This window comes from Cytobacillus sp. GQ23, from assembly GCF_059758675.1.
Genome location: NZ_JCAXER010000011.1, coordinates 115,473 through 135,415, shown reverse-complemented (window position 1 = coordinate 135,415; position 19,943 = coordinate 115,473). Strand labels below are relative to the sequence as shown.

General features: G+C 43.8%; 18 protein-coding genes and 1 pseudogene. 5 read left to right on the top strand and 14 right to left on the bottom strand.

What is annotated here, in order from left to right:
• Positions 1-17: 17 nt before the first annotated feature.
• The 4 genes from AC6CHU_RS11415 to AC6CHU_RS11400 all read right to left on the bottom strand — a co-directional run bounded on the left by AC6CHU_RS11415 (position 18) and on the right by AC6CHU_RS11400 (position 3,690).
• Complete coding sequence (locus tag AC6CHU_RS11415; protein WP_236566184.1) at positions 18-479, bottom strand: hypothetical protein; 462 nt, start codon at positions 477-479, stop codon at positions 18-20.
• A gap of 97 nt (positions 480-576) precedes the next feature.
• Complete coding sequence (locus tag AC6CHU_RS11410) at positions 577-1,479, bottom strand: NAD(P)/FAD-dependent oxidoreductase (protein ID WP_159863538.1); 903 nt, start codon at positions 1,477-1,479, stop codon at positions 577-579.
• A 427-nt stretch (positions 1,480-1,906) separates the two neighbouring features.
• Positions 1,907-2,497, bottom strand: a complete 591-nt coding sequence (locus AC6CHU_RS11405; RefSeq protein ID WP_159863539.1) for a hypothetical protein — start codon at positions 2,495-2,497, stop codon at positions 1,907-1,909.
• Positions 2,498-2,508: 11 nt separating this feature from the next.
• A complete protein-coding gene (locus tag AC6CHU_RS11400; RefSeq protein ID WP_159863540.1) occupies positions 2,509-3,690 on the bottom strand; it encodes a ParM/StbA family protein in 1,182 nt (393 codons plus the stop codon).
• Positions 3,691-4,158: 468 nt separating this feature from the next.
• On the opposite strand from AC6CHU_RS11400, the gene AC6CHU_RS11395 reads away from it, so the two are divergent.
• Together AC6CHU_RS11395 and AC6CHU_RS11390 are read left to right on the top strand one after the other, a co-directional pair.
• A complete protein-coding gene (locus tag AC6CHU_RS11395) occupies positions 4,159-5,427 on the top strand; it encodes a GGDEF domain-containing protein (RefSeq protein ID WP_159863541.1) in 1,269 nt (422 codons plus the stop codon).
• A 228-nt stretch (positions 5,428-5,655) separates the two neighbouring features.
• Positions 5,656-7,149 (top strand): peptide MFS transporter, encoded by a 1,494-nt coding sequence (locus AC6CHU_RS11390; RefSeq protein WP_159863542.1) that lies wholly within the window; start codon positions 5,656-5,658, stop codon positions 7,147-7,149.
• 94 nt (positions 7,150-7,243) lie between these two features.
• Here the strand turns inward: AC6CHU_RS11390 and AC6CHU_RS11385 are convergent, their stop codons facing one another.
• From AC6CHU_RS11385 to AC6CHU_RS11360, 6 genes and pseudogenes are all read right to left on the bottom strand, one after another.
• On the bottom strand, positions 7,244-7,744 hold the full coding sequence (locus tag AC6CHU_RS11385; RefSeq protein ID WP_159863543.1) for a cupin domain-containing protein: 501 nt from the start codon (positions 7,742-7,744) through the stop codon (positions 7,244-7,246).
• A gap of 19 nt (positions 7,745-7,763) precedes the next feature.
• Positions 7,764-8,611: pseudogene (ypfJ, locus tag AC6CHU_RS11380) on the bottom strand (KPN_02809 family neutral zinc metallopeptidase).
• 113 nt (positions 8,612-8,724) lie between these two features.
• On the bottom strand, positions 8,725-9,846 hold the full coding sequence (locus tag AC6CHU_RS11375) for an NAD(P)/FAD-dependent oxidoreductase (RefSeq protein ID WP_159863545.1): 1,122 nt from the start codon (positions 9,844-9,846) through the stop codon (positions 8,725-8,727).
• 184 nt (positions 9,847-10,030) lie between these two features.
• Entirely contained in the window at positions 10,031-10,222 is a 192-nt protein-coding gene (locus AC6CHU_RS11370; protein ID WP_159863546.1) for a hypothetical protein, read from the bottom strand.
• 68 nt (positions 10,223-10,290) lie between these two features.
• Entirely contained in the window at positions 10,291-11,268 is a 978-nt protein-coding gene (locus AC6CHU_RS11365) for an ornithine cyclodeaminase family protein (RefSeq protein WP_159863547.1), read from the bottom strand.
• 13 nt (positions 11,269-11,281) lie between these two features.
• Positions 11,282-12,607, bottom strand: coding sequence for an MFS transporter (locus AC6CHU_RS11360; protein ID WP_159863548.1), 1,326 nt, complete (start codon positions 12,605-12,607; stop codon positions 11,282-11,284).
• A 198-nt stretch (positions 12,608-12,805) separates the two neighbouring features.
• Here AC6CHU_RS11360 and AC6CHU_RS11355 point away from each other — a divergent pair, with 198 nt between their 5' ends.
• Together AC6CHU_RS11355 and AC6CHU_RS11350 are read left to right on the top strand one after the other, a co-directional pair.
• Entirely contained in the window at positions 12,806-13,978 is a 1,173-nt protein-coding gene (locus AC6CHU_RS11355; RefSeq protein ID WP_498121669.1) for an MFS transporter, read from the top strand.
• Positions 13,979-14,203: 225 nt separating this feature from the next.
• Entirely contained in the window at positions 14,204-14,404 is a 201-nt protein-coding gene (locus AC6CHU_RS11350) for a YbbN family protein (RefSeq protein ID WP_159863550.1), read from the top strand.
• Between the two features lie 43 nt (positions 14,405-14,447).
• Here the strand turns inward: AC6CHU_RS11350 and AC6CHU_RS11345 are convergent, their stop codons facing one another.
• The 3 genes from AC6CHU_RS11345 to AC6CHU_RS11335 all read right to left on the bottom strand — a co-directional run bounded on the left by AC6CHU_RS11345 (position 14,448) and on the right by AC6CHU_RS11335 (position 16,416).
• A complete protein-coding gene (locus AC6CHU_RS11345) occupies positions 14,448-15,056 on the bottom strand; it encodes a TasA family protein (protein WP_159863551.1) in 609 nt (202 codons plus the stop codon).
• Between the two features lie 81 nt (positions 15,057-15,137).
• The gene (sipW, locus tag AC6CHU_RS11340; protein WP_498121666.1) at positions 15,138-15,683 is read right to left on the bottom strand and encodes a signal peptidase I SipW; all 546 of its coding nucleotides are present in this window, start codon (positions 15,681-15,683) and stop codon (positions 15,138-15,140) included.
• Complete coding sequence (locus tag AC6CHU_RS11335) at positions 15,652-16,416, bottom strand: DUF4047 domain-containing protein (protein ID WP_159863553.1); 765 nt, start codon at positions 16,414-16,416, stop codon at positions 15,652-15,654. Before AC6CHU_RS11335 ends, sipW begins: the two co-directional genes overlap by 32 nt.
• Positions 16,417-16,663: 247 nt before the next feature.
• On the opposite strand from AC6CHU_RS11335, the gene AC6CHU_RS11330 reads away from it, so the two are divergent.
• A complete protein-coding gene (locus AC6CHU_RS11330; RefSeq protein ID WP_159863554.1) occupies positions 16,664-18,379 on the top strand; it encodes a M4 family metallopeptidase in 1,716 nt (571 codons plus the stop codon).
• Positions 18,380-18,441: 62 nt separating this feature from the next.
• On the opposite strand, the gene AC6CHU_RS11325 is transcribed toward AC6CHU_RS11330, so the two are convergent.
• A complete protein-coding gene (locus AC6CHU_RS11325) occupies positions 18,442-19,698 on the bottom strand; it encodes a helix-turn-helix domain-containing protein (RefSeq protein ID WP_251283848.1) in 1,257 nt (418 codons plus the stop codon).
• Positions 19,699-19,943: the final 245 nt, after the last annotated feature.

Sequence of the window (19,943 nt, the reverse complement as noted above, 5' to 3'; positions counted from 1 at the left end):
TGCGGCTTCCGATATGATCAGGCCGGCTCCATTTGAAGCTGATCCCGGTATGGTTTTAATGAATGATAGATAATTTTCTGCATGAATGCCTTATCCATGTCCGGCAGGAGCTTTTCAGCAAATGCCCAGGCATTTTCTTCAATTTTTAATGCTGTAATACAGCGTTCCTGCTCTGTTAAGCAGACATCAAGATGGCTGGCCAATTGCTCCAGCTCCGCATCTTCTGCATGGCCTAACTCATGAGCAAATACAACGGTAAAATAGTCCAGAAAACGTTCAGCAGAAGCAAACAGCTGCTGGCATTGGTTCTTAATCTCCTCCACATAAAGGGTTACTGTATGTGTCCCCATGCTGTATTTTCCGCCTGCTATACGATTTCCCGGAAAATGTTTCTCTAATTTAATGTCCGCCTGACTCCCCGATCTCCCCAATAACTCCTGAACGACTAGATCCAAGCTTTCTTTCTTCAATGCATACACCTTTCTCTGTTTAATAGCTTATAGGCTATTATATGAGAAAAGAGTACAGAAATAAACCAATATATACCCTTTATTCTGACAGGTAAACCTAAATTCCTTAATTATTTTCCTGCAACAGCGATTTATGGATCCAAATGGCAGCCTGAGCGCCCTCCCCCATCGCAATGGTTACTTGTTCCGAATGTGCAGCCACATCGCCCGCTGCCCAAACATTTCTGACACTTGTCATTTTCGAGCGCGGATCTGTGAGGATATGCTTATTTTCAAGCCGCTCTGCACCCAGCTGCTTCGCCAGGCCGGATTTTATCTCATTTCCGCCAAACGCAATAAATCCTCTTTCACCTGTAATTTTTTTACCATTTTCAAGCTGTACTCCAGTGAATTCTTCGCCCTCTGCAAGCACCCTGCTTATCGCTTGTTCAAGGTATTCAATCTTTTTTTCTTTCATTTTCTCCAATAGTTTCTCATCCGCCGACTTTTTTTCGTGGTTGATAAAAACAAGGTCATTTGTCCAATAAGACAAGGTTAAAGCCATATTAGCACCGGCATTCCCAGAGCCAAGCACAAGGGTGCGTTTATCTTTAACCTCATACCCATCACAGTCGGGACAGACATAGACAGATATGCCAAGACATGGCATCAGCTCGGGGAATGGCGGAATACGGTCCATGACGCCCGTAGCCAGCAGGATCCGTTTGCCGGAATACTTATTGCCCCCTTCGGACGAAACCACAAACCCCTCATCTGCTTTTTCAGCCTGCTCCACTTTTTCATTCACAAACTCCACTCCAAGACTTTCCGCATGCTTCCTCCCAGCCTCACGAAGCTCCGGTCCGCTCACACCATCAGGATAACCTAAGATATTATGATAACTTTTGCATATCGTGGAACGACCATCATTGGAATCCAGCACCAGCACCTTATGTTTATACCTGCCCAGCTGAATGGCAGCCTGGAGCCCCGCAATCCCTCCTCCAACAATCAGACAATCATAATCCAATGTATTTCCTCCTTTTCGCGCCAATATAGGCTATAGGTGTAAATTACCCAGAAAATCAGGTTCCAAATACACTTATTTTGTAAAATGGGATGGTTTTGTATTGGGGAGGGGGAGCTGCTGATTGAGGTGCGGGGGATTTGGTTTGTTGGTGAAGTTTGGGTCTTTGGATTTTGTCGAACATGCGGGGCTATTCAGGAGTTTTACACAATTTCTTAATCATTTTGTCGATTAAGCGGCTTCTATTCGCATTTATGACGCTGTTTCTTGGAATTTATCAAATATATGGTATCTACACAGAGCTTTGACGCCGATTCCTTCTCCTTTTATCGAATAAAACATATCAACCCCAGACCAAAATACATTATTTCCCAAAAACCTCTTCCCCCAACACAAAAAAGAGGGGTCTCATCCCTGAAACCCCTCAAATTCATTTATTCATATGTGCAAGAAAGCCGCCAAGAAGAGTATCGAGGTCTTCTTCGCCTTCCTCTTCAGTTTCTTCTTGCTGTTCCTGTTTAGCTTTGTCCCAATCAAAGTCAAGCAGATCATCTTCCATATCCAAATCTGCCTCAGCCATTTCATCATCTTCTAAAGCAGCAGCTGCTGCATCATAGTGATTCACAGCAGGCTTCGCCGGCACCTCCTGCAGATATAGTGCTTCATCTATATCAGAAGAGCGGCTGTTCAAGGACGCCAGCAGGGAGGTTGCCCGCACCGGGTCCGTGATCAGCTGATAAATGATGCTGCCAAGCAATGCTTCTGAGTGTTCATGCTTCAGCCAGTCGCGCTGGACTTTGCTTAGCCCCTTCGGAAGGGGAATGGTGATGGTTTCCCGGTCTTTTGATTGAGCACTGCTCACTCCCTGCATCACAAATTCAGCCATTTTGCTCGAGAAATTCCGCTTTTCGGTTTCCTTGAGCTTCTGTAAATGCTTCAGAATGTGATCAGGAGTGTCAGATGGTACACGAAAGGATATGGATTGTCCTCTCTTAATTTCAGAAGAGGAAGCTTTACTCATGAAAAATCACCCTAGTTGGCTTTTACAGGTTTCTTGTCCTGGGCTGCCTTATCTTTATTCGTTCTTCTTGAAAAATCAGAGATTAGCTTGTAATAAGCATTTGCCATCATCCAGATGCTTTCCTTTTCATCCTCGAAAAAGTCAATGTTATAGCCATCCAGATTGTTATTTAATGTTTTTAGATAATCTTTTAAAACAATGGAGCCTCCGCCGACGAAATAGCAGATTTCTGTCTGGGAGTTTTTCTGCCAAACGTTGCGGAGCAGGCGATACTGCTTCTTCGCCAGGTCAAGCAATATACGGTCAGTAATATCATGTACGCTTGTGCGGCTTCCTTTAACCATAATATGATTGCGGTCATTTTTCTTCGTGATGATTTCCACGACGTCTGTGCGGCTGTCTAGCTCAACGCCATGCTTAGAACGAATTTCTTCACGGATGGACTCAAGCGCTTCAGACACGCCAAGGTTGAAGCCCTGCGCCTTATCATCATCTACATTGCGGTTTTTAATCACAGCGATATCCGTAGATAATCCACCGATATCCTGGATTAGAATGCGCTTATCAATTAAATCCTTATTGATGATGTTTAAGTTATTATCCATTACAAGATTGATATAAGCAGCAAATCCTTCAGGGTAAACCTTGATTTCTTCAAACTTGATATTTACTTTTTGCCCCTGGTACTTCGGTGTTACAAGGAACTCAACCTGATGGACAGAGCCCAGCAGCTTGGAACGGTAGCCCGCATCCTTACCTTCCTTTACTTCACGAAGCGGAAGTCCTGTGCCCAGTGTGTAGTTTGCATCAATCACATTACCAGACTTTTTAAAGCCAGTGGTACCGCCGTTCTGAACAGCATCCAAAGCCAAAGCAGTGAAAAGCATAACTAATGTCTGGTCTTCTTCAGACTTGCTGCTGCCCGGATCCAATTCAGTAGCGTTGTCGCTTTTTGTTGCAAGGTGTCCTACACGGTAAATCGAATTGTTTTCTTTCAGGGCAGGGGAGTGGACTCTAATATGTATGCCTTCAAGCGGATTCTTGCTGTCCAGGTCTTCAATCCCGATAACCGGGCGGTCCTCAACATCTCTCGCAATTACATTCGGTATATTTAATTCTGAATCCAATTTTCCAAAGATTGCTTTAATAGAATCGTTTCCTACGTCAACTGCTGCAATACGTGAATTTGTCAAATTCATTCAATCCTTTCATTCTCCAAAATATAGAGCTGCTATTTTAAGAGTAATTCAGATTGAGAGATTAATCAATGAGAGGAAATAAAAAGTAATCAAAGCGTAAAAACGTAAACAAAATGTAAACATATACCTACATTGTATACACTTTCCGTATACTTGTAAACAAAAGTGCACACATCCTTATATATCAACGCGCACACACTTTTGCACACTTGTTTACATTTACGTATACAATTGTAAACATTATTGTATACATGTAATCAAATTTGTTTACAACTGGTTTTTCCGGTGTTTTTATTAAAATTTGATAGTTTAGGAAAGAAATTATATCCTTAACTTCTATAAGTAGAAACAATCAAATTTGATAATATTAAAAAATTTAGAAAATAAATTAAATTAATCTACTTTCATGGTAAAAATTCCTATAAAATAGGAGTATAAAAATAGGAAAAGGAGTTTCGAAAGATGCAAGGCTCCAGAGTATTTATGGTATCTCTTTTTATCATTTCCGTATGCACTGCCTTTTTCTCAGAAGGCATCATTGTAGAGAGCTCTGTATATATAAAAGCACTGAGCATATACCTGCTATTTGCATGCCTGTATTATCATTTGCGGATCATTAGCAGAAATGGAAATACATCGATCGATTATGGGATTAATTACAGCCTTTCATTTGGACTGTTTACAGGGCCATTAGGTCTGTTGATTTTTGAAGTCATCTACCGTTTCTGTGTGTACTTATATAAAAAGAATACAAAAACAGAGGATCCAGATGAATTTTTCCATACGTTTTATAACATCGGTTCCTTTGTGATGAGCAACTCTATCGCATTCTATTTGTTCCATCTGTTATCTCCCCTCTTTCAGGGACTGCCTTTTGGTTTTTGGATCGTTATGGTGATGCTGATTACCGTAATTTCTTTGCTTTCAGATCTATTTCTGATCATTGTTTTTAAACTGACAGGAGACATTAAAACGAAGCAGGAAGCAATTGATTTTATCAAAACAAGAAGTGTACTGGACATGGGGAAGATTGCCTTTACGAATGGCCTTTTGCTGTTATTCCTAAAGGAGGGAAAATGGGAAATCCTAATAAGCCTGTTTATCCTTAATTATCTTGTGAGCAGGTCCTTCTTGTCGAAATCACAGATGCTTCAGAATAAAATCGAACGGGATAAGTTTGAGCAGATGGCCTATACTGACTTTCTAACTGGTGTTTTTAACCGTGCCTATATGGATAAAAAGATGACGGAGCTCAATCATTCAGAGGAATGCATTGGTATAGTTGTTGCTGATATTGATAAATTCAAGAGGATTAATGATAGCTATAATCACGCAGTTGGTGACCAGGCAATCAGACACTTTGCCGATACTTTAAAAAGCCACCTCTCCAAAGATGATTATTTATTCAGGAGCGGAGGAGAGGAATTTACGATTATTATGAGGTTCAGGACATATAATGAGTGTTTGAATTTAGCTCAGAAAATACGCAAAGGGGTTGAAAACAGCCCTTTTCAAGCTGATTTTAAAGAGCAATCCATCTCTCTTTCCATAACTGCATCCTTCGGTCTTTTTTACTATAAAGTGAACGAACTGCTATCTATTGAAAAAGCTTATGTTTACGCAGATCAGCTCCTTCTCCAGTCCAAGGAAATGGGAAAAAACAGACTGACGGGCAGGGAAGAGACTGCCTATCCGCACAGACCGGCAGAAGCACTTTTGACAAACGCATAGATACTCATAGCCGCCGGTTTGGGCGGCTTTTTTATGGGCAGATTACCTATTTTTTTATAAAATTAATAATACTATTATTATTCTGAAAAAATAAACTTTAATTAGACTTCCTGGGAAAGTATATTTATCCCTACTCAGAAGCCAATAATAACCACCGTTACATAAATTTTTTTTTGACAATTAGCAACTATGAAAGATATTATAGAATAGCTAAAAGGAGGATGAAACATGTCAGATTTTAATAGGCAGAAAATTGTTGAAAGTGTGCCTCAAAAAGGTTTCTTTGGACATCCTAAAGGCTTATTCACACTTTTCTTCACTGAATTTTGGGAGCGCTTTTCTTACTATGGAATGAGAGCAATCCTTGTTTACTATATGTATTATGAGGTTTCAAAAGGCGGATTAGGCCTTGATGAACCTACTGCTTTAGCGATTATGTCCATTTATGGTTCATTGGTGTACATGTCCGGAATCATCGGCGGATGGATAGCTGACAGATTACTTGGAACTTCGAGAGCGGTATTCTACGGCGGAATATTAATCATGCTCGGTCATATTGCCCTTTCTATTCCAGGAAGCGTGGCTATGTTCTTTATTTCCATGGTTCTCATCGTTTTAGGTACAGGTTTATTAAAGCCAAATGTATCAAGCGTAGTTGGAGACATTTACAGTCCTGAAGATAATCGCCGCGATGCAGGTTTCAGTATCTTCTATATGGGCATCAACCTTGGCGGATTCCTTGCGCCTTTAATTGTCGGAACAGTTGGAATGAAATATAATTTCCATCTTGGTTTCGCGATTGCTGCGGTTGGTATGTTCTTTGGCTTATTGGTGTTTATCTTTACAAAGAAGAAAAATCTAGGACTAGCTGGTACTTATGTAGCTAATCCTTTATCTCCAGATGAAAAAACAAAGGTTTATACAAGAATTGGCCTTGGTGCTGTTATTATTGCCATTTTAGTCGCTGTTGGCATCCCAACTGGACTTTTGACATTTGATTCGTTTATTGCCCTTGTTGGTATTCTCGGTATCGGTCTGCCGATCATTTACTTTACTGTGATGTACCGCAGCCCGAAAACAACAGATGTGGAACGTTCACGCGTCATTGCCTACATTCCATTATTTATTGCAGCTGTTATGTTCTGGGCTATCCAGGAGCAAGGTTCGACGATTCTTGCCAATTATGCAGACAAGCGCACACAGCTTGATTTTATGGGACTTGACATTTCACCGGCGTGGTTCCAATCACTTAACCCATTGTTTATCATTATCTTTGCGCCAGTATTTGCCTGGCTGTGGGTGAAACTTGGCGATCGCCAGCCTTCAGTGCCGAAGAAGTTCTCACTGGGTCTTTTATTTGCCGGCTTATCTTTCCTTGTAATTCTTCTGCCAGCCTATTTTGGCGGAACAGATTCCCTGGTAAGCCCATTATGGCTGGTTCTCAGCTACTTCATTGTGGTTCTTGGAGAGCTTTGTTTATCTCCAGTAGGACTTTCAGCCACTACCAAATTAGCGCCTGCTGCTTTCTCCGCGCAAACGATGAGCCTTTGGTTCCTATCAAATGCGGCAGCACAGGCAATCAATGCACAGATTGTTAAGTTCTACACACCTGAAACGGAAATGGTCTATTTCGGAGTAATTGGTGTAGCTGCGATTGTACTTTCCATCATCTTATTCATTTTGAGTCCTAAGATTCAAAAATATATGAAGGGTGTACGATAATAGAAAAGCGGAAGCCAGAAGAGCATAAACTCTTCTGGCTTTTTTTGTGCGCATTTTCAAGGAATCTGTTTGATTGGCCGGTAAACCCCTGCCCTTATCCCTTCCATTCCGCAAGCATCGGTCCTTCTTCCCCATAAACGGGATCCTCCTTCGGAACCGGGACATTTTTTATTTCTGCTAGTGCCTGTACGCGATCTGATGGGTCCTTTTTCTTCATATTCGGGCTTGTTCCGCCGGGGTAGGCACCTACGACTTCGAAGTCAGGGCTGCTTTCAATCTTCTGATGCCCCGTGCCTGCAGGAAGGAGAATGACGTCGCCTTCGCTGACCTCCAAGCGCTCTCCCTCATCACCGCCGATAAGGACGGTGGCCTGCCCCGCTTTGACTCCCAGTACCTCGTGAGTATTCGAGTGATAGTGATGATAATCATACACTCCTCCCGTCCAGCTTCCGGTCCATTGATGCCTGCTGAAAGCCGACGCTATTTCTCCGGGCTCTCCCTTAAAGACACCTTTGTAAATGATCACAGGGAACACGGGATTATTGGGAATTTGTCCATCATCGTTCAGCAGAATCAATTGAATCTGGCTATCCATTCAGTCCGCTCCTTTCTCATCAAAAACTGCTTTGCTTAAACGTATCTCCGCCTTTAATAGTTCCTTTCTGGAATCCTTTGTGAAACCATGACTTCCTTTGTTCTGAAGTGCCATGTGTAAAGCTTTCCGGCACGACATAGCCCTGCGCCCGTTTTTGAAGGGTGTCATCCCCTACTGCGGTGGCAGCATTCAGGGCTTCTTCCAGATCGCCTTCCTCTAGATATCCCATTCCCTGGGCATGGTGAGCCCAAACGCCTGAATAATAGTCAGCCTGCAATTCAAACCGGACAAGATATTTATTAAATTTCTCTTCACTCATCCTCTGGCGGAGAGGCATGATTTCCTCAGTCGTTCCCAGCAGTGTCTGCACGTGATGCCCAACCTCATGGGCATCACATAAGCCATGGCAAAATCACCGGGAGCTTTGAATTTCCTTTGCAAGTCTTCGTAAAAGCTTAAATCGATATACAGTTTTTGGTCGCCCGGACAATAGAAAGGCCCAACAGAAGAGGACGCTGCCCCGCATGCAGATTGGACGCTCCCTGAGTATAGAACAAGGGTCGGCTCTTTATACTGCAACCCCTGCTCTTCAAAAATTTCCGTCCAGACCTCTTCTGTATCCGCAAGCACAACTGAGACAAAGTCAGCAAGCTCTTTTTCCTGCTCTGACTCTTCATACGGCACAGCTGTACCGGAGTCTGATCCTGTCATATTGCCTAAAAGCTCTCCCGGGTCACCTCCAAGAAAGGTAAATAACAATACTATAATTATTCCGCCGAGGCCGCCGCCAATCAGGGTTTTTCCTCCGCCGCCCATGCCTCTCCGGTCCTCTATATTAGAACTCGCTCTTCTGCCTTTCCACTTCATGATTCAGCCTCCTAATGAACATCACTTTCATTAGTGTATACCCGAAATGAAGCGATTTATTAACGGATCAAATACAAAAATAAGTGCCTGCTTTCGAACAGGCACTTTGAGATCTATCCATTCTTTATCGCTCCAGCCGGGTCATAGAGGCTAAGGTCGATATCAACCTCTTGACCGAGAGCAAGCCTGGCCAGCTGGGCACCCAGAAACGGCCCTGCGGTCAGCCCTGAGGCGCCAAGTCCATTTGCTATGTAAAGTCCTTCAAGACCCGGAATTTGACCTATAATGGGCAGAAAACCGGGTGTATAGGGGCGAAATCCCACCTGTGCTTCTGTGAACATTCCATCCGATAATCCCGGGGCGATTTCTAAAGCTTTTTCAAAAATTTCATTCAATCCGCCTGCAGTTACTCTTAAATCATAGCCCATGTCATCTTCATGGGTGGCACCAACGACGATGCGCCCTCCTTCAAATGCAAGGATGTATTGATTATTGGGAGGAATGACAACCGGCCAGCTTCCAGTATCCTCTTCTTCAAGCTGAAGATGGACAATTTGCGCTTTTTGCGGCTTCACATCCAGCTGGATTCCAAGCGGCTTAAAAAGCTCTCCTGCCCATGCTCCGGCCGCTGCAATCACTGTTTCCGCTTCATATTGCTCACCGTTGGCTTTTATTGCTGTAACCTTATCACCATGGGATACAAGTTCTGCTGAACCCTGCACCAGTACTGCACCATGTTTTTCAGCTGCCCGCAGCAGGGCGTCCCTCAGTGCGCGGCCGTTGACGCGAGCCGCACCGCTTACATGTACAGATGCATATTCCTTCGCCACTGGCGGAAAAAGCTGCGAGGTCTGTTCCGGGGAAACCGGTGTAATCTCCCCCATTTCAGGAGCATCTCCGCGCCTTTTCATGGCCCGTTCTTCCATTTTTTCAAGCTTGGCAGGATCTGTATGAAGACTTATGGCGCCTGCCTGCTGGTAGCCTGTCTCTGTCTCGCCGTCATTTTCAAGCTCTTTGATCAGTGTACGATAATAGGCCGCTCCCCCTTTGGCGAGGGCATACCATGCCTTATTCCGCCGCTGTGACAGCCATGGGCATATGATTCCGGCCGCTGCATTGGTTGCCTGTCCTGGATCTTTGCGGTCGATAACAGTGACCTTTGCACCCGCCTTTGCCAAATGGTAGGCAGCCGAAGCCCCCAGTATTCCTGCTCCAATTACGATATGACTTTTCATAATGACTCCTTTTTACGATCTGGTTTGGCTCTTATTTTACAAGAGATGGGGACGGTGTTCAATTTTGCTCTAGGTCATCCAGTTTGATTTACTTTCACTGCAGCGGTGAAGGAAAGTGGCCTCTTTTCATGGGCCAATAGGCAAAAAAACTGCGTGACGGGCGCAAAACCCATCATGCAGTTCATTAAAACGGCTTATTCGGTTCATAGGTCGGCTGCTGGTTGCTGGCCTCATACTGCTGGCTTTTAGCTGCCGCATCCTGGACGTTTTCTTCAAGGGCAAATTCGGTGTCCATTCCCTTTTTAAATTGATCTGCCTGGTTTTGGGCGGCGATGATCTGCTGTTCTTCGGTTACCTTATTTGGCTGCTTTGGCATCTCTATCTCTCCTTTATTTTAGAAGTATAGCTATAGATTTTCCAAAGCTTCAGGCACTATTCACCTTTTTACAGTTCCACCTTTATTCCGATGCCTTCAAGAATTGCCTTTTCATAAACAGCTGCAGCGACAGCGAGGTCAAAGTAGGCAATGCCGACGGACTTGAAAAAGGTAATCTCTTCATCGTTTTCTCTGCCCGGAATCATCCCGGCTGATAATTGCCCGACTTCGCCATGAAGGTCCGAAAAGCTCCAGATGCCTTCTGTAGCAGGAATAATAAAATCACCGGCTTCATCTTTGACCCCTTCTATTGTATCTGCGACAATCTTAGAGCTTCGCAGCAGCGTTTCCGGGTCAACTTCCTGCATATGCGGAAGATAAGAGCCTACCCCGTTAATATGCGTGCCCGGCCGGAGAGCCTTGCCGGAGAATACCGGCTTATCCGAACGGGTGCTGCAGATCACGATATCCGCCCGGGATACAGCTTCATCCGCACTTTCCAGGATGGTTATCTCCCCAGGGAAGCTGTGAAATTTCCCAGCAAACTCATGTGCTTTTCCAGTTGTACGGTTGTAAAGGAATATTTCCTCTATTTCACGGACCTCCAATACAGCCTGAAGCTGCTCCTCCGCCATGGCCCCGCAGCCAATCACGGCCACTGATCTTGCCGATTTTTTCGCCAGGTGCTTAGTGGCAATGCCGCTTGCGGCCCCGGTCCGGAGTCTTGTCAGGTAAGAGGCATTCAAGCATGCCAGATGCTCCCCTGTATCCGTATCACTTAATAAAATGACTCCCTGAGTGGTTTTTTTGCCGATTGCAGGGTTCTCTGGAAAAATGGTGACCACCTTCACAGCCGTTTTTCCGATTGGAGGCATAGCACTTGGCATGTAAAGGGCGGAAGCGTTCTTCTCAGGAAAGTCCAGTACGGTTCTGTGGGGATTCTGAATTTTCCCTTCCAGATTATGCACCAGGGTATTTTCAAGATCTTTAATGGCTGATTCCATCGTATAGATGGATTTGATTTCTTTTTCAGATAATAAAAGCATAAACTCTACCTTTCTAAGCTTTATGGGTTTGTCCGAAGCCAGTACGGAAATCTTCCGGCGGATCAGAATCCAGGTCCTGATTGCTGCGGTCACGGACAGATGCAATCGCAATCAAAGAGATCGCAGCTGCAAGCATGATGTATAACGCAACTGGAACATAGGAATTGTTATAGGCATTCAGCAGGGCTGTTGCAACGAGAGGAGCAGTCCCGCCTGCCAATGCGGCCCCTATTTGATAGCCCAGAGTAATGCCGGTATAACGGACATTTGACTTAAATATTTCAGAAAACATCGTTCCAAGAACAGCGGTGATGGGAGCCCAGATAATCCCGAGACCCAATATGGTAGCGACAATCAGCAGTGCAGCCGACCCCTGGTGAAGGAGCCAAAAGTATGGAAAGGCATAAAGCATCATCAGGACCGTTCCGCCGACATAAAGCTTTTTCCGGCCAATTTTATCCGACAGTTTTCCCATGATTGGGATCAGAATAGTAGTAATCACGGTTGCAATCGTCACGGCATTCAGGGTAACGGTACGCGAGAACCCAAGCTGGGTTGTCGCATAGGAAACAATAAAGGTTCCAAAGATGTAAAATGGAGCTGTCTCCACCACTTTTGCGCCAACCGCAATCAATACTTCCTTCCAATGGCTGCGCATCGTTTCCACGAACGGAATCTTGGCAATTTCGCCTTTTTCCTGGGCCTTTTTAAAGGATGGTGTTTCATCAATGCCTTTGCGGATCCATAAGCCAAAAAAGACAAGCAGGGCACTTAGAATGAATGGCACACGCCATCCCCATGATAAAAAGGCTTCCTCCGGCAATAGCGTCATGACGGATAAGGCAAGCGTTCCGAGGAGCATACCGATGGTGACACCCATCTGCGGAATGCTTCCAAAAAAGCCCCGCCGATTTTTGGGGGCATATTCAACGGCTAGCAGCAATGCACCACCCCATTCTCCTCCGAGGCCAATTCCCTGTATCAGTCTTAAAATGATCAGAAGAATTGGCGCCGCCACACCTATATTGTCGTAGGTAGGCAAAAAGCCCATGAGGACTGTGGCACCGCCCATAAGGGAAAGTGTGAGGACAAGGGTTTTCTTTCTGCCGATTTTATCGCCGATATGGCTGAAAATAACGCCGCCTAGCGGACGGATGAAGAAGGCCAGTGCGAAAGAAGCATACGCCAGCATTAAACCGACGGCCGGATCGTCACTGTGAAAAAACATTTGATTAAATACAAGAGCAGCAACCGTTCCATATAAAAAGTAATCAAACCATTCGATGGAGCTTCCGATCAGGCTTGCAATCAGTACTTTCTTTTCTAATTTCTTTTCCATTCCATCTCCCCCTCTCACGACTGAAAAAATGTACAAGTTCATCATAGTTTATATTATTTTGATATTTCAATAAATTTTTAAAATTGGCTGATAAATAGAACTTATTTACCTGCCAAATCCCTAAGATGAAAGTATGGGAATGTTTTTGTTATAATCATAATACTTAGATGGAATTTGACTTTAACTGGAGTGAACACGTTGAATACTAAAAAAGCATTGCCTCTTTTATTCGCTGTTATGTTTCTTGTAATGGTGGGGTTTGGAATCATCATTCCAGTCATCCCCTTTTATGCGGAAGAATTAGGGGCATCACCCACTGAACTGGGCCTGTTAATGGCCGTTTATTCGCTGATGCAGCTGCTGTTTGCGCCTATGTGGGGGCGCATTTCCGATAAAATTGGACGCAAGCCTGTCATTATGATTGGCATTTTTGGCCTTGGCCTGTCTTTTTTCATGATGGCCTTGTCCACTGAGCTTTGGATGCTGTTTGCGGCCAGAATTATTGGCGGCTTTCTGTCGTCTGCCAATATGCCGACAGTCATGGCTTATGTAGCGGATATTACATCAGAAGAAGACCGCGGAAAAGGGATGGGCATCATTGGAGCTGCAGTGGGCTTAGGGTTTATTTTTGGTCCGGCAATCGGCGGCATCTTTTCCCGGGAAAGTTTGAACCTCCCCTTCTATGCGGCAGGAACTTCCTCGTTTATCACATTTTTCCTTGTCATGCTGGTGCTGAAGGAATCTCTGTCACCTGAGCAGCGCAGCCAGGGAACGGCTAAGCGCCCTGGCCTGCTGACCACTTTAAATGGAAACGGGGGCATCCTGTTTATCCTTCAGCTGTTTGTTTCATTGTCACTGGCAGGACTTGAAGCTACTTTCGCTTACTTTGCGGCTGATAAGGCGGGGCTTGGCACAGTTGAGCTTGGCTATATTTTTATGATCATGGGATTTGGAGGAGCCCTTGTGCAGGGCGGTCTGGTAGGAAGAATGACGAAGAAGTACGGCGAAGGATCTGTGATTCAGCTGGGGATTATCGTCTCTGCCATTGGCTTTGGGCTTATTCTTCTGGTTGACAGCTTTACGACGGCAGCGATTTTCCTGACGATTTTCGGGATAGGGAACGGGTTTATCCGCCCGAGTGTTTCTTCCCTGCTGACAAAGACATCTCAAACCGGTCATGGCAGTACGACCGGCCTGCTTTCATCCTTTGATTCCCTGGGGCGCATTATCGGCCCTCCGCTCGGAGGATGGCTGTTCACCATCAGCATCGGTGCGCCTTATCTATCGGGAATCCTTCTTTCCGGATTGGCATTCATACTGTATCGCGTGTATGCTGCCAAGGTGAGCAGAACCCGTTCATTTTCATCTTAAAAAGGGGGCTTCCTTGCCTCCTTTTTCTGCTTTTGCGGGATAGTCTGGATGAAGTGTCCCTTGTTATGGAAATTGTATAATAGAAGCAGGAGGAGGATAAAGATGAAAGAGCTGTCCGCGATCGAAGAGGTGCATCAGTTTATACAAAGCACTGAGCTTGGGCTAATTTATGTGCTGACTGACAGCTGAATTGTCTGTCATGGCCTGCTTCCTCAGGTTGAGGAAGTGTTAAACGATTTTCCCCGTATTGATTCACGGCTTGTAAATGCCGGTAAAGTAACTGAAATTGCCGGGTACCTGATGGCCTTTACAGTGCCTGTGATTGCCTTATATCTGGATGGAAGAGAAATATTGAGGGAAGCGCGGTTCATACCGGTTGAGAAGCTTCGTGATGATTTGACAAGGGTTTATGAGAATATTTTTTGATGAGTAAAACAGGACTGGCGTGCTTCCGCCAGTCCTGCTGAAATTAGTTGCTGCTCTCATCTGTATCGTCATGGTAGGAGCCGGCTGCCTGCTCCGCATTAAATGTCCAATTGACTTCCAGCGTGTCACCCTGGAACTGGTTTTGGTCTTGTCCATTTTCCACAAACTCAAACAGAACAAAGATTTTCTCCTTTTCACCAGCTGGAATGCCGTCCGGTTTTGGATAGCCCGATGTATTAAGCTCCGTCAGGTCCGGCTGCTGATTTTGAAGCTCATACAGAGTCGTTTCAACTACAGCATTTGTTGCACTGCTGGTATTGTACATGATCGTTACTTTAATATGCTTGGCAAAGTCATCTGTATTATCCCCTTTTGCATCAGCCACACTGTAATTGGTGTTCAAAAGGACTTTATGAATGTCCAATGTACCATTATTTTCCAGTGTAAATTCACGGTAAACTTCATCGCCTGGTTTAATGTTATCGATATTCACAACCGCGCTTGGATTCATTCCCAAATCCAATGTTCCTGAAGCAAATGTGTTTTGGGTTTCAACTGTGTCGCTAAAATAGGCAAATGTTCCTCCGCCGATTAATGACAATCCCATTGCAGCACTCAAAACACCCTGACTGATCTTCTTTGTAAAACTCATTCTTACATTCCCCCTAAAATTGTAATAGATAATTTATTAAACTCTTATGTACGTTTGCAGATACATAGGAGATCTAACCACTTATGCCTGACTTGATTCAATCTCCCTTTTTGCTCCAATAATGGTGCTGATTGCGGAAATTAATAATAATACTCCCGGCACAATCAATAAAAGGGCAGAACCTGTCTTGGAACTGGCAAAATTCAATGCATACCCGGCGTATGGAATAGAAAAGCCGTAATACTTGCCAACCACATGATGAGGATATACAGTCCATGGATCTTCACTATCGTTGTTATCCCCTTTAGTCTTGAATGCTGCTTGTCCATTTTGTTCCAGTACCTCGGTAATTCTATGGGTAATTAACTTCTCTTCCATGCGGAACGTGATAACGTCCCCTTTTTTATATGAAGACTGGTTATCACTTAACTTAATAGCAATAACCGAGCCTGTTTGAAATGTTGGCTCCATGGATCCTGAGAGAACCGCTTTAAACTGATGCCCATTCAGTGCTGGCTCCCCTCCCGAAATTCTGGATGAAAGAACCACAAATGCGATCAGTCCGATTCCAATCATGAAAAGGGTAACCGTTATATTACTCACTATTTTCAAGAGTTTTTTCTTCATCGTTCACCAGCTCCTGGTCTGTAATCTCTATGGACTCCGCTTCAGAAGGATCCTGATTGCCTGGTGCATGCGCGTCAGGCAGCGGCTCTTCAAGAGTCTGTTCCTTTTCTCCCTCACTATCAGCAGGTTTTTCCTGGCTTAATGCAGCACCAGAATCAGAGGGCAAGTCCTGTTCAACTGGCTTGTCAGCTGCCGCAGCCTCTTCTTCCACATCTAACTCCTTCATCCTCAGCCGGATGGCACTGTCCGCCTCTTTTACCCTCTGAAAATCTATTTCTGCCTTTACTTCACTCAACAATAGATTTGTATTCTGATATCCTTCATGAATATAAGCGAAAGAACGATTCCCGGTATGAATGCTTTTGGCCTGCTGTTCGTACTCAGACAGCTCCTCAGCAATACTGACCAGCCTGTCCATTTGTTTCCTTAGCTGCTCTTCCAATTCTGCCAGCTGATGCAGTCTTTCTTGTAATTCCTGCTTCGATTCTGTATTCCAGGAAATCTCCATGGCCCGTTTAAAATTCTGTCTCATGCTGCTGGATATCCCGTCGGCTTGATCCTCTAAAGTTTGAACCGTTACCGGAAAAACAAATGCAGACGTTATTGTTATCGGCTCCAATTTTACGCCGCTTGAAAATAAAGCTTCTGTTTCCCCGACAATCAGATGCCCTGCATAAAAAGACAAGCAGCATAAGCATGGAAAAACGATTCGCTTTGGCATCGACTTTTTCAATCGGCCCCCTCCTTTCTGTCCATCTGGGAAACATTATACAAAATTTTCAGAAGTTTTAAATTGGGTTAATTCTTATCTAAAAACAGGTCGATAATTGTAAATTTATGGCGATTTAATTTGAACTTCTCAATGAATCTATGAAAAATTAACCCAATGCGAGATTTACTGAAATAGATTGATTTCCTCAATCATTTTCCTAATAATACGAATTGTCACACTTTATTATTTGGTAGAAGGAGAGGGTTTTATGAAAAAGAAGCGTCAAAAGAAAAAGATAAGCAGAAAAGCAGCCATTCCAGCTGTATTAGCCTTATCCGTGGCTTTTGGAGGGCTTTTGCCAACATCCTCAGCATTAGCTGCCGAGTCGGCAAACACGGCAACTGTGCTATTTAAGGCAGAAGGATTAAGCAAGCATGAAGTGGTAAAAGCTTATCTGCAATCAAAGGTTCAATCTCCAAAAGTGAAGCTTGCAGATCCCGGGGAGCAATTTAAAATTGTGAGCGAACAGGAAGATTCCGAAACAGGTACATACCATGTGCGTACTGTTGAGCAATATAAAGGAATCCCGATTTACGGTTCCGGACAAACTGTTGCACTGGATTCCAGCCATAACGTATATGCTTCTCTTGGCAAAGTCACTCAAAACCTGGCTCGCTCCATTATTCCAACTGAGGCATCCATTTCAGAAGAGGAAGCGGTCAGCATAGTAAAAGAAAGTGTTGAATCACAGATTGGCGAAGTAAAAAATTACGATGGTATACAATCTCAATTGCTGATTTACCCGCATAAGGGAAAAAACTATCTCGCTTACTTGGTTAAAGCCTCCACATCCTTTCCAGAGCCTGGCTACTTCCATTATTTTGTGGATGCAATGAGCGGAGAAGTCATAGAAAACTTTAATAAAATACACACGGTAGATGAGGAGACACTTACTCCGATAACGGGAAGAGGGCTGGATGTGCATGGAAACTTGCTGTCATTTAATGCGGCAAAGGACACAGCGACAGGAACCAGCTATTTGTATGGACCTTCTGTCTGGTCATCTAACTCGGTTCCAATGGCAACATTTAATGCTAAAGCAATGGACCCGCTTATATTTAACTTGGGCAGTGTCTTACTAGGATTTACAGGATTTGAAGTCACAACGAACAGCGGAAGTAACTTTTTCCATGATCCGGCTGCCATTTCAGCACACTACAACTCGGATAAAGTAAACCGATACTATCAAGCTGTTCATAAGCGAAACAGCTTGGATGATAAGGGAATGAAATTGATCAGCACAGCCCACATAGGCACAAAGTGGAATAACGCTGCCTGGAATGGAATTCAAATGATGTACGGAGACGGGGACGGCATTAAATACAGCTCCCTTTCCGGCGGACTGGATGTAGCTGGACACGAAATGACTCATGGCGTGATTGAACACACAGCTGACCTCGTTTACGAAAGTGAATCGGGAGCAATCAATGAATCATTAGCAGATATTCTGGGGAATTTCTCGGAAATATATACGACGAAAGAAGTTGAATGGGAGCTGGGAGAGGATATCACCACCCCTAATATTCCTGGTGATGGAGGGCTGCGGTCCATGAGTGATCCAGCTTCCAAGAAGACAAGTCTCATGCCTTCAGGTCACTATCCGGATCATTATGATGACCGCTATCTGGGTACAGAAGACAATGGCGGCGTTCATATCAACAGCGGAATTAATAATAAGGCTGCTTACTTAATCAGTCAGGGCGGCACAAACAATGATATAACGGTAACGGGGATTGGCACTTCAAAAACGGAAAAAATCTACTATCGTGCTTTGACACTTTATTTGACATCTTCCTCCGGATTCCATGACATGCGGGAAGCAGCCATCAATGCTGCCCGCGACCTGTATCCTGATAAAAACGGTGCTCCGTCTAAAGAAACCCAAGCTGTTATGGATGCTTATGCTTCTGTAGGTGTAAACTAAGAACCAAAATCAAAAGCCATGAACCAGTTTGAAAGGGGCATGGCTTTTGACTTATAACGGGTTCATTCACACGGAATCGATTCAATAAAGATATTCGAAACCTGGACTGCCTTCTCATATTGCTCCGTCTCCACGTAATATTGGTACAATTGCTTGCCAAACCGGTTGGTAAACATGGCGTTACTGATGGAAAGGAAATAGGGAAGTGCCTCTTTTTCTATATAACTATAATATTGCTCACTTTGGTCTTCTATCCGCAGAATAAGGAGCTTGAATATCATTTTATAGAACCGGTTCTCCAATTCCCTCGCCATAGACATTCCTTCCCTGGCTCTTTTCAACAGCATTGTTTTCCGCATTAGCTTCCCTTCCAGACAGGCATTAGTATAGTTATGCAAACGCTGAAGATACAGCACAGAGGGCCTGGCCACTAAGCTTAAAGCCTCTTCTAAAACCTTATTAGCCTTTCGGTATTCTTTCCTTCTGATATACTCATAGCCTAAATTGTTTAAGAGCAGCGACTTTGTATTAGGTAAATTCAGCAGTTCACTGTTATGGATTAATCTTTGATAGGATGCCTCCAAATCTTTAAAATCAACCTGCAAATCATTTCCAGCCTGAACCAGCATCAAGGCTTCAGCCGAAATCGCACCCATATAATTATCCGTTTCCTTGAAGTGTAAAAGTGCCTTTTTGGCGTATGCGTAAGCCACTACCTTGGAATTGGTCCAATGATAAGCTGCTGCCAAGTGGTAAAAGTATTCCTGATTCCCATATTCATTCACATTTATGTCCTTTAAAAAGTTTATCGCTTTTTGAAAATTCCTGGTTTTGGAGTCTCTATACTGCAATATGTAATAGATTCCCCATACGTGTTTCAACATATTTTCTTCATAAGGAGGAAGATCGGTGTAGTCGTTTTGTATATGGAACAAAATCTCTTTAGCCTTATCTAAATCCATTTTTTTTAAATAATATCTCGAAAGAAGCAGGTCGTAAAAAGCGGCATGGCTGGAGGAAAGACTGATAGGAATGCCATCAAGCTCTTTTTTGATTTCCTCAGTTACCTTCGTATTTTTCATAATGATTGCCTTATGCCATTGGTGAAGCCGTTCTTCTAAATTAGCAAATCGGTTAATCTCCAAATCTATATCCAAGTTCAGACGCTCTGAAAAAAGCTGGATAATCTCATAGGAAAATGGCGTCTGTCCACGTTCGATTTTGCTCACGTGTGTAATCGAGCAAATGCCCCTTCCCAATTCCTCTTGTGTAAGTCCTGCCTTTTGGCGGTGAAATTTAATTATTTCTCCAGCTAACACGAAAGACTCCCCCCTGAACTAAAATGAGTTTAATAAGATTTATTGTAGTAAATGGAAATCCTATTTTGTTTCCTTCTTAAATAACCCCAAATTTTATTGTTATATTTACCTATAATCCTCCCTAAAACTTCCATGGTTTACTGAATTTTAATTCTTTCGTAGTGCTTTCGCCATATAAACAGCCCCCTAATTCCCCCGATTAACAGAATGTTCTTTCTTATCTATACTTTTTAATAGAAACTATG

Bases quoted from the DNA above. Each gene is read 5' to 3' on its own strand.
- AC6CHU_RS11345 (WP_159863551.1), bottom strand. From the start codon at position 15,056: ATGAGTTTTACAAAGAAGATCAGTCAGGGTGTTTTGAGTGCTGCAATG.
- AC6CHU_RS11395 (WP_159863541.1), top strand. From the start codon at position 4,159: ATGCAAGGCTCCAGAGTATTTATGGTATCTCTTTTTATCATTTCCGTA.
- AC6CHU_RS11365 (WP_159863547.1), bottom strand. From the start codon at position 11,268: ATGCTTTTATTATCTGAAAAAGAAATCAAATCCATCTATACGATGGAA.
- AC6CHU_RS11360 (WP_159863548.1), bottom strand. From the start codon at position 12,607: ATGGAAAAGAAATTAGAAAAGAAAGTACTGATTGCAAGCCTGATCGGA.
- AC6CHU_RS11330 (WP_159863554.1), top strand. From the start codon at position 16,664: ATGAAAAAGAAGCGTCAAAAGAAAAAGATAAGCAGAAAAGCAGCCATT.
- AC6CHU_RS11385 (WP_159863543.1), bottom strand. From the start codon at position 7,744: ATGGATAGCCAGATTCAATTGATTCTGCTGAACGATGATGGACAAATT.
- AC6CHU_RS11390 (WP_159863542.1), top strand. From the start codon at position 5,656: ATGTCAGATTTTAATAGGCAGAAAATTGTTGAAAGTGTGCCTCAAAAA.
- AC6CHU_RS11375 (WP_159863545.1), bottom strand. From the start codon at position 9,846: ATGAAAAGTCATATCGTAATTGGAGCAGGAATACTGGGGGCTTCGGCT.
- AC6CHU_RS11405 (WP_159863539.1), bottom strand. From the start codon at position 2,497: ATGAGTAAAGCTTCCTCTTCTGAAATTAAGAGAGGACAATCCATATCC.
- AC6CHU_RS11370 (WP_159863546.1), bottom strand. From the start codon at position 10,222: ATGCCAAAGCAGCCAAATAAGGTAACCGAAGAACAGCAGATCATCGCC.
- sipW (WP_498121666.1), bottom strand. From the start codon at position 15,683: ATGAAGAAAAAACTCTTGAAAATAGTGAGTAATATAACGGTTACCCTT.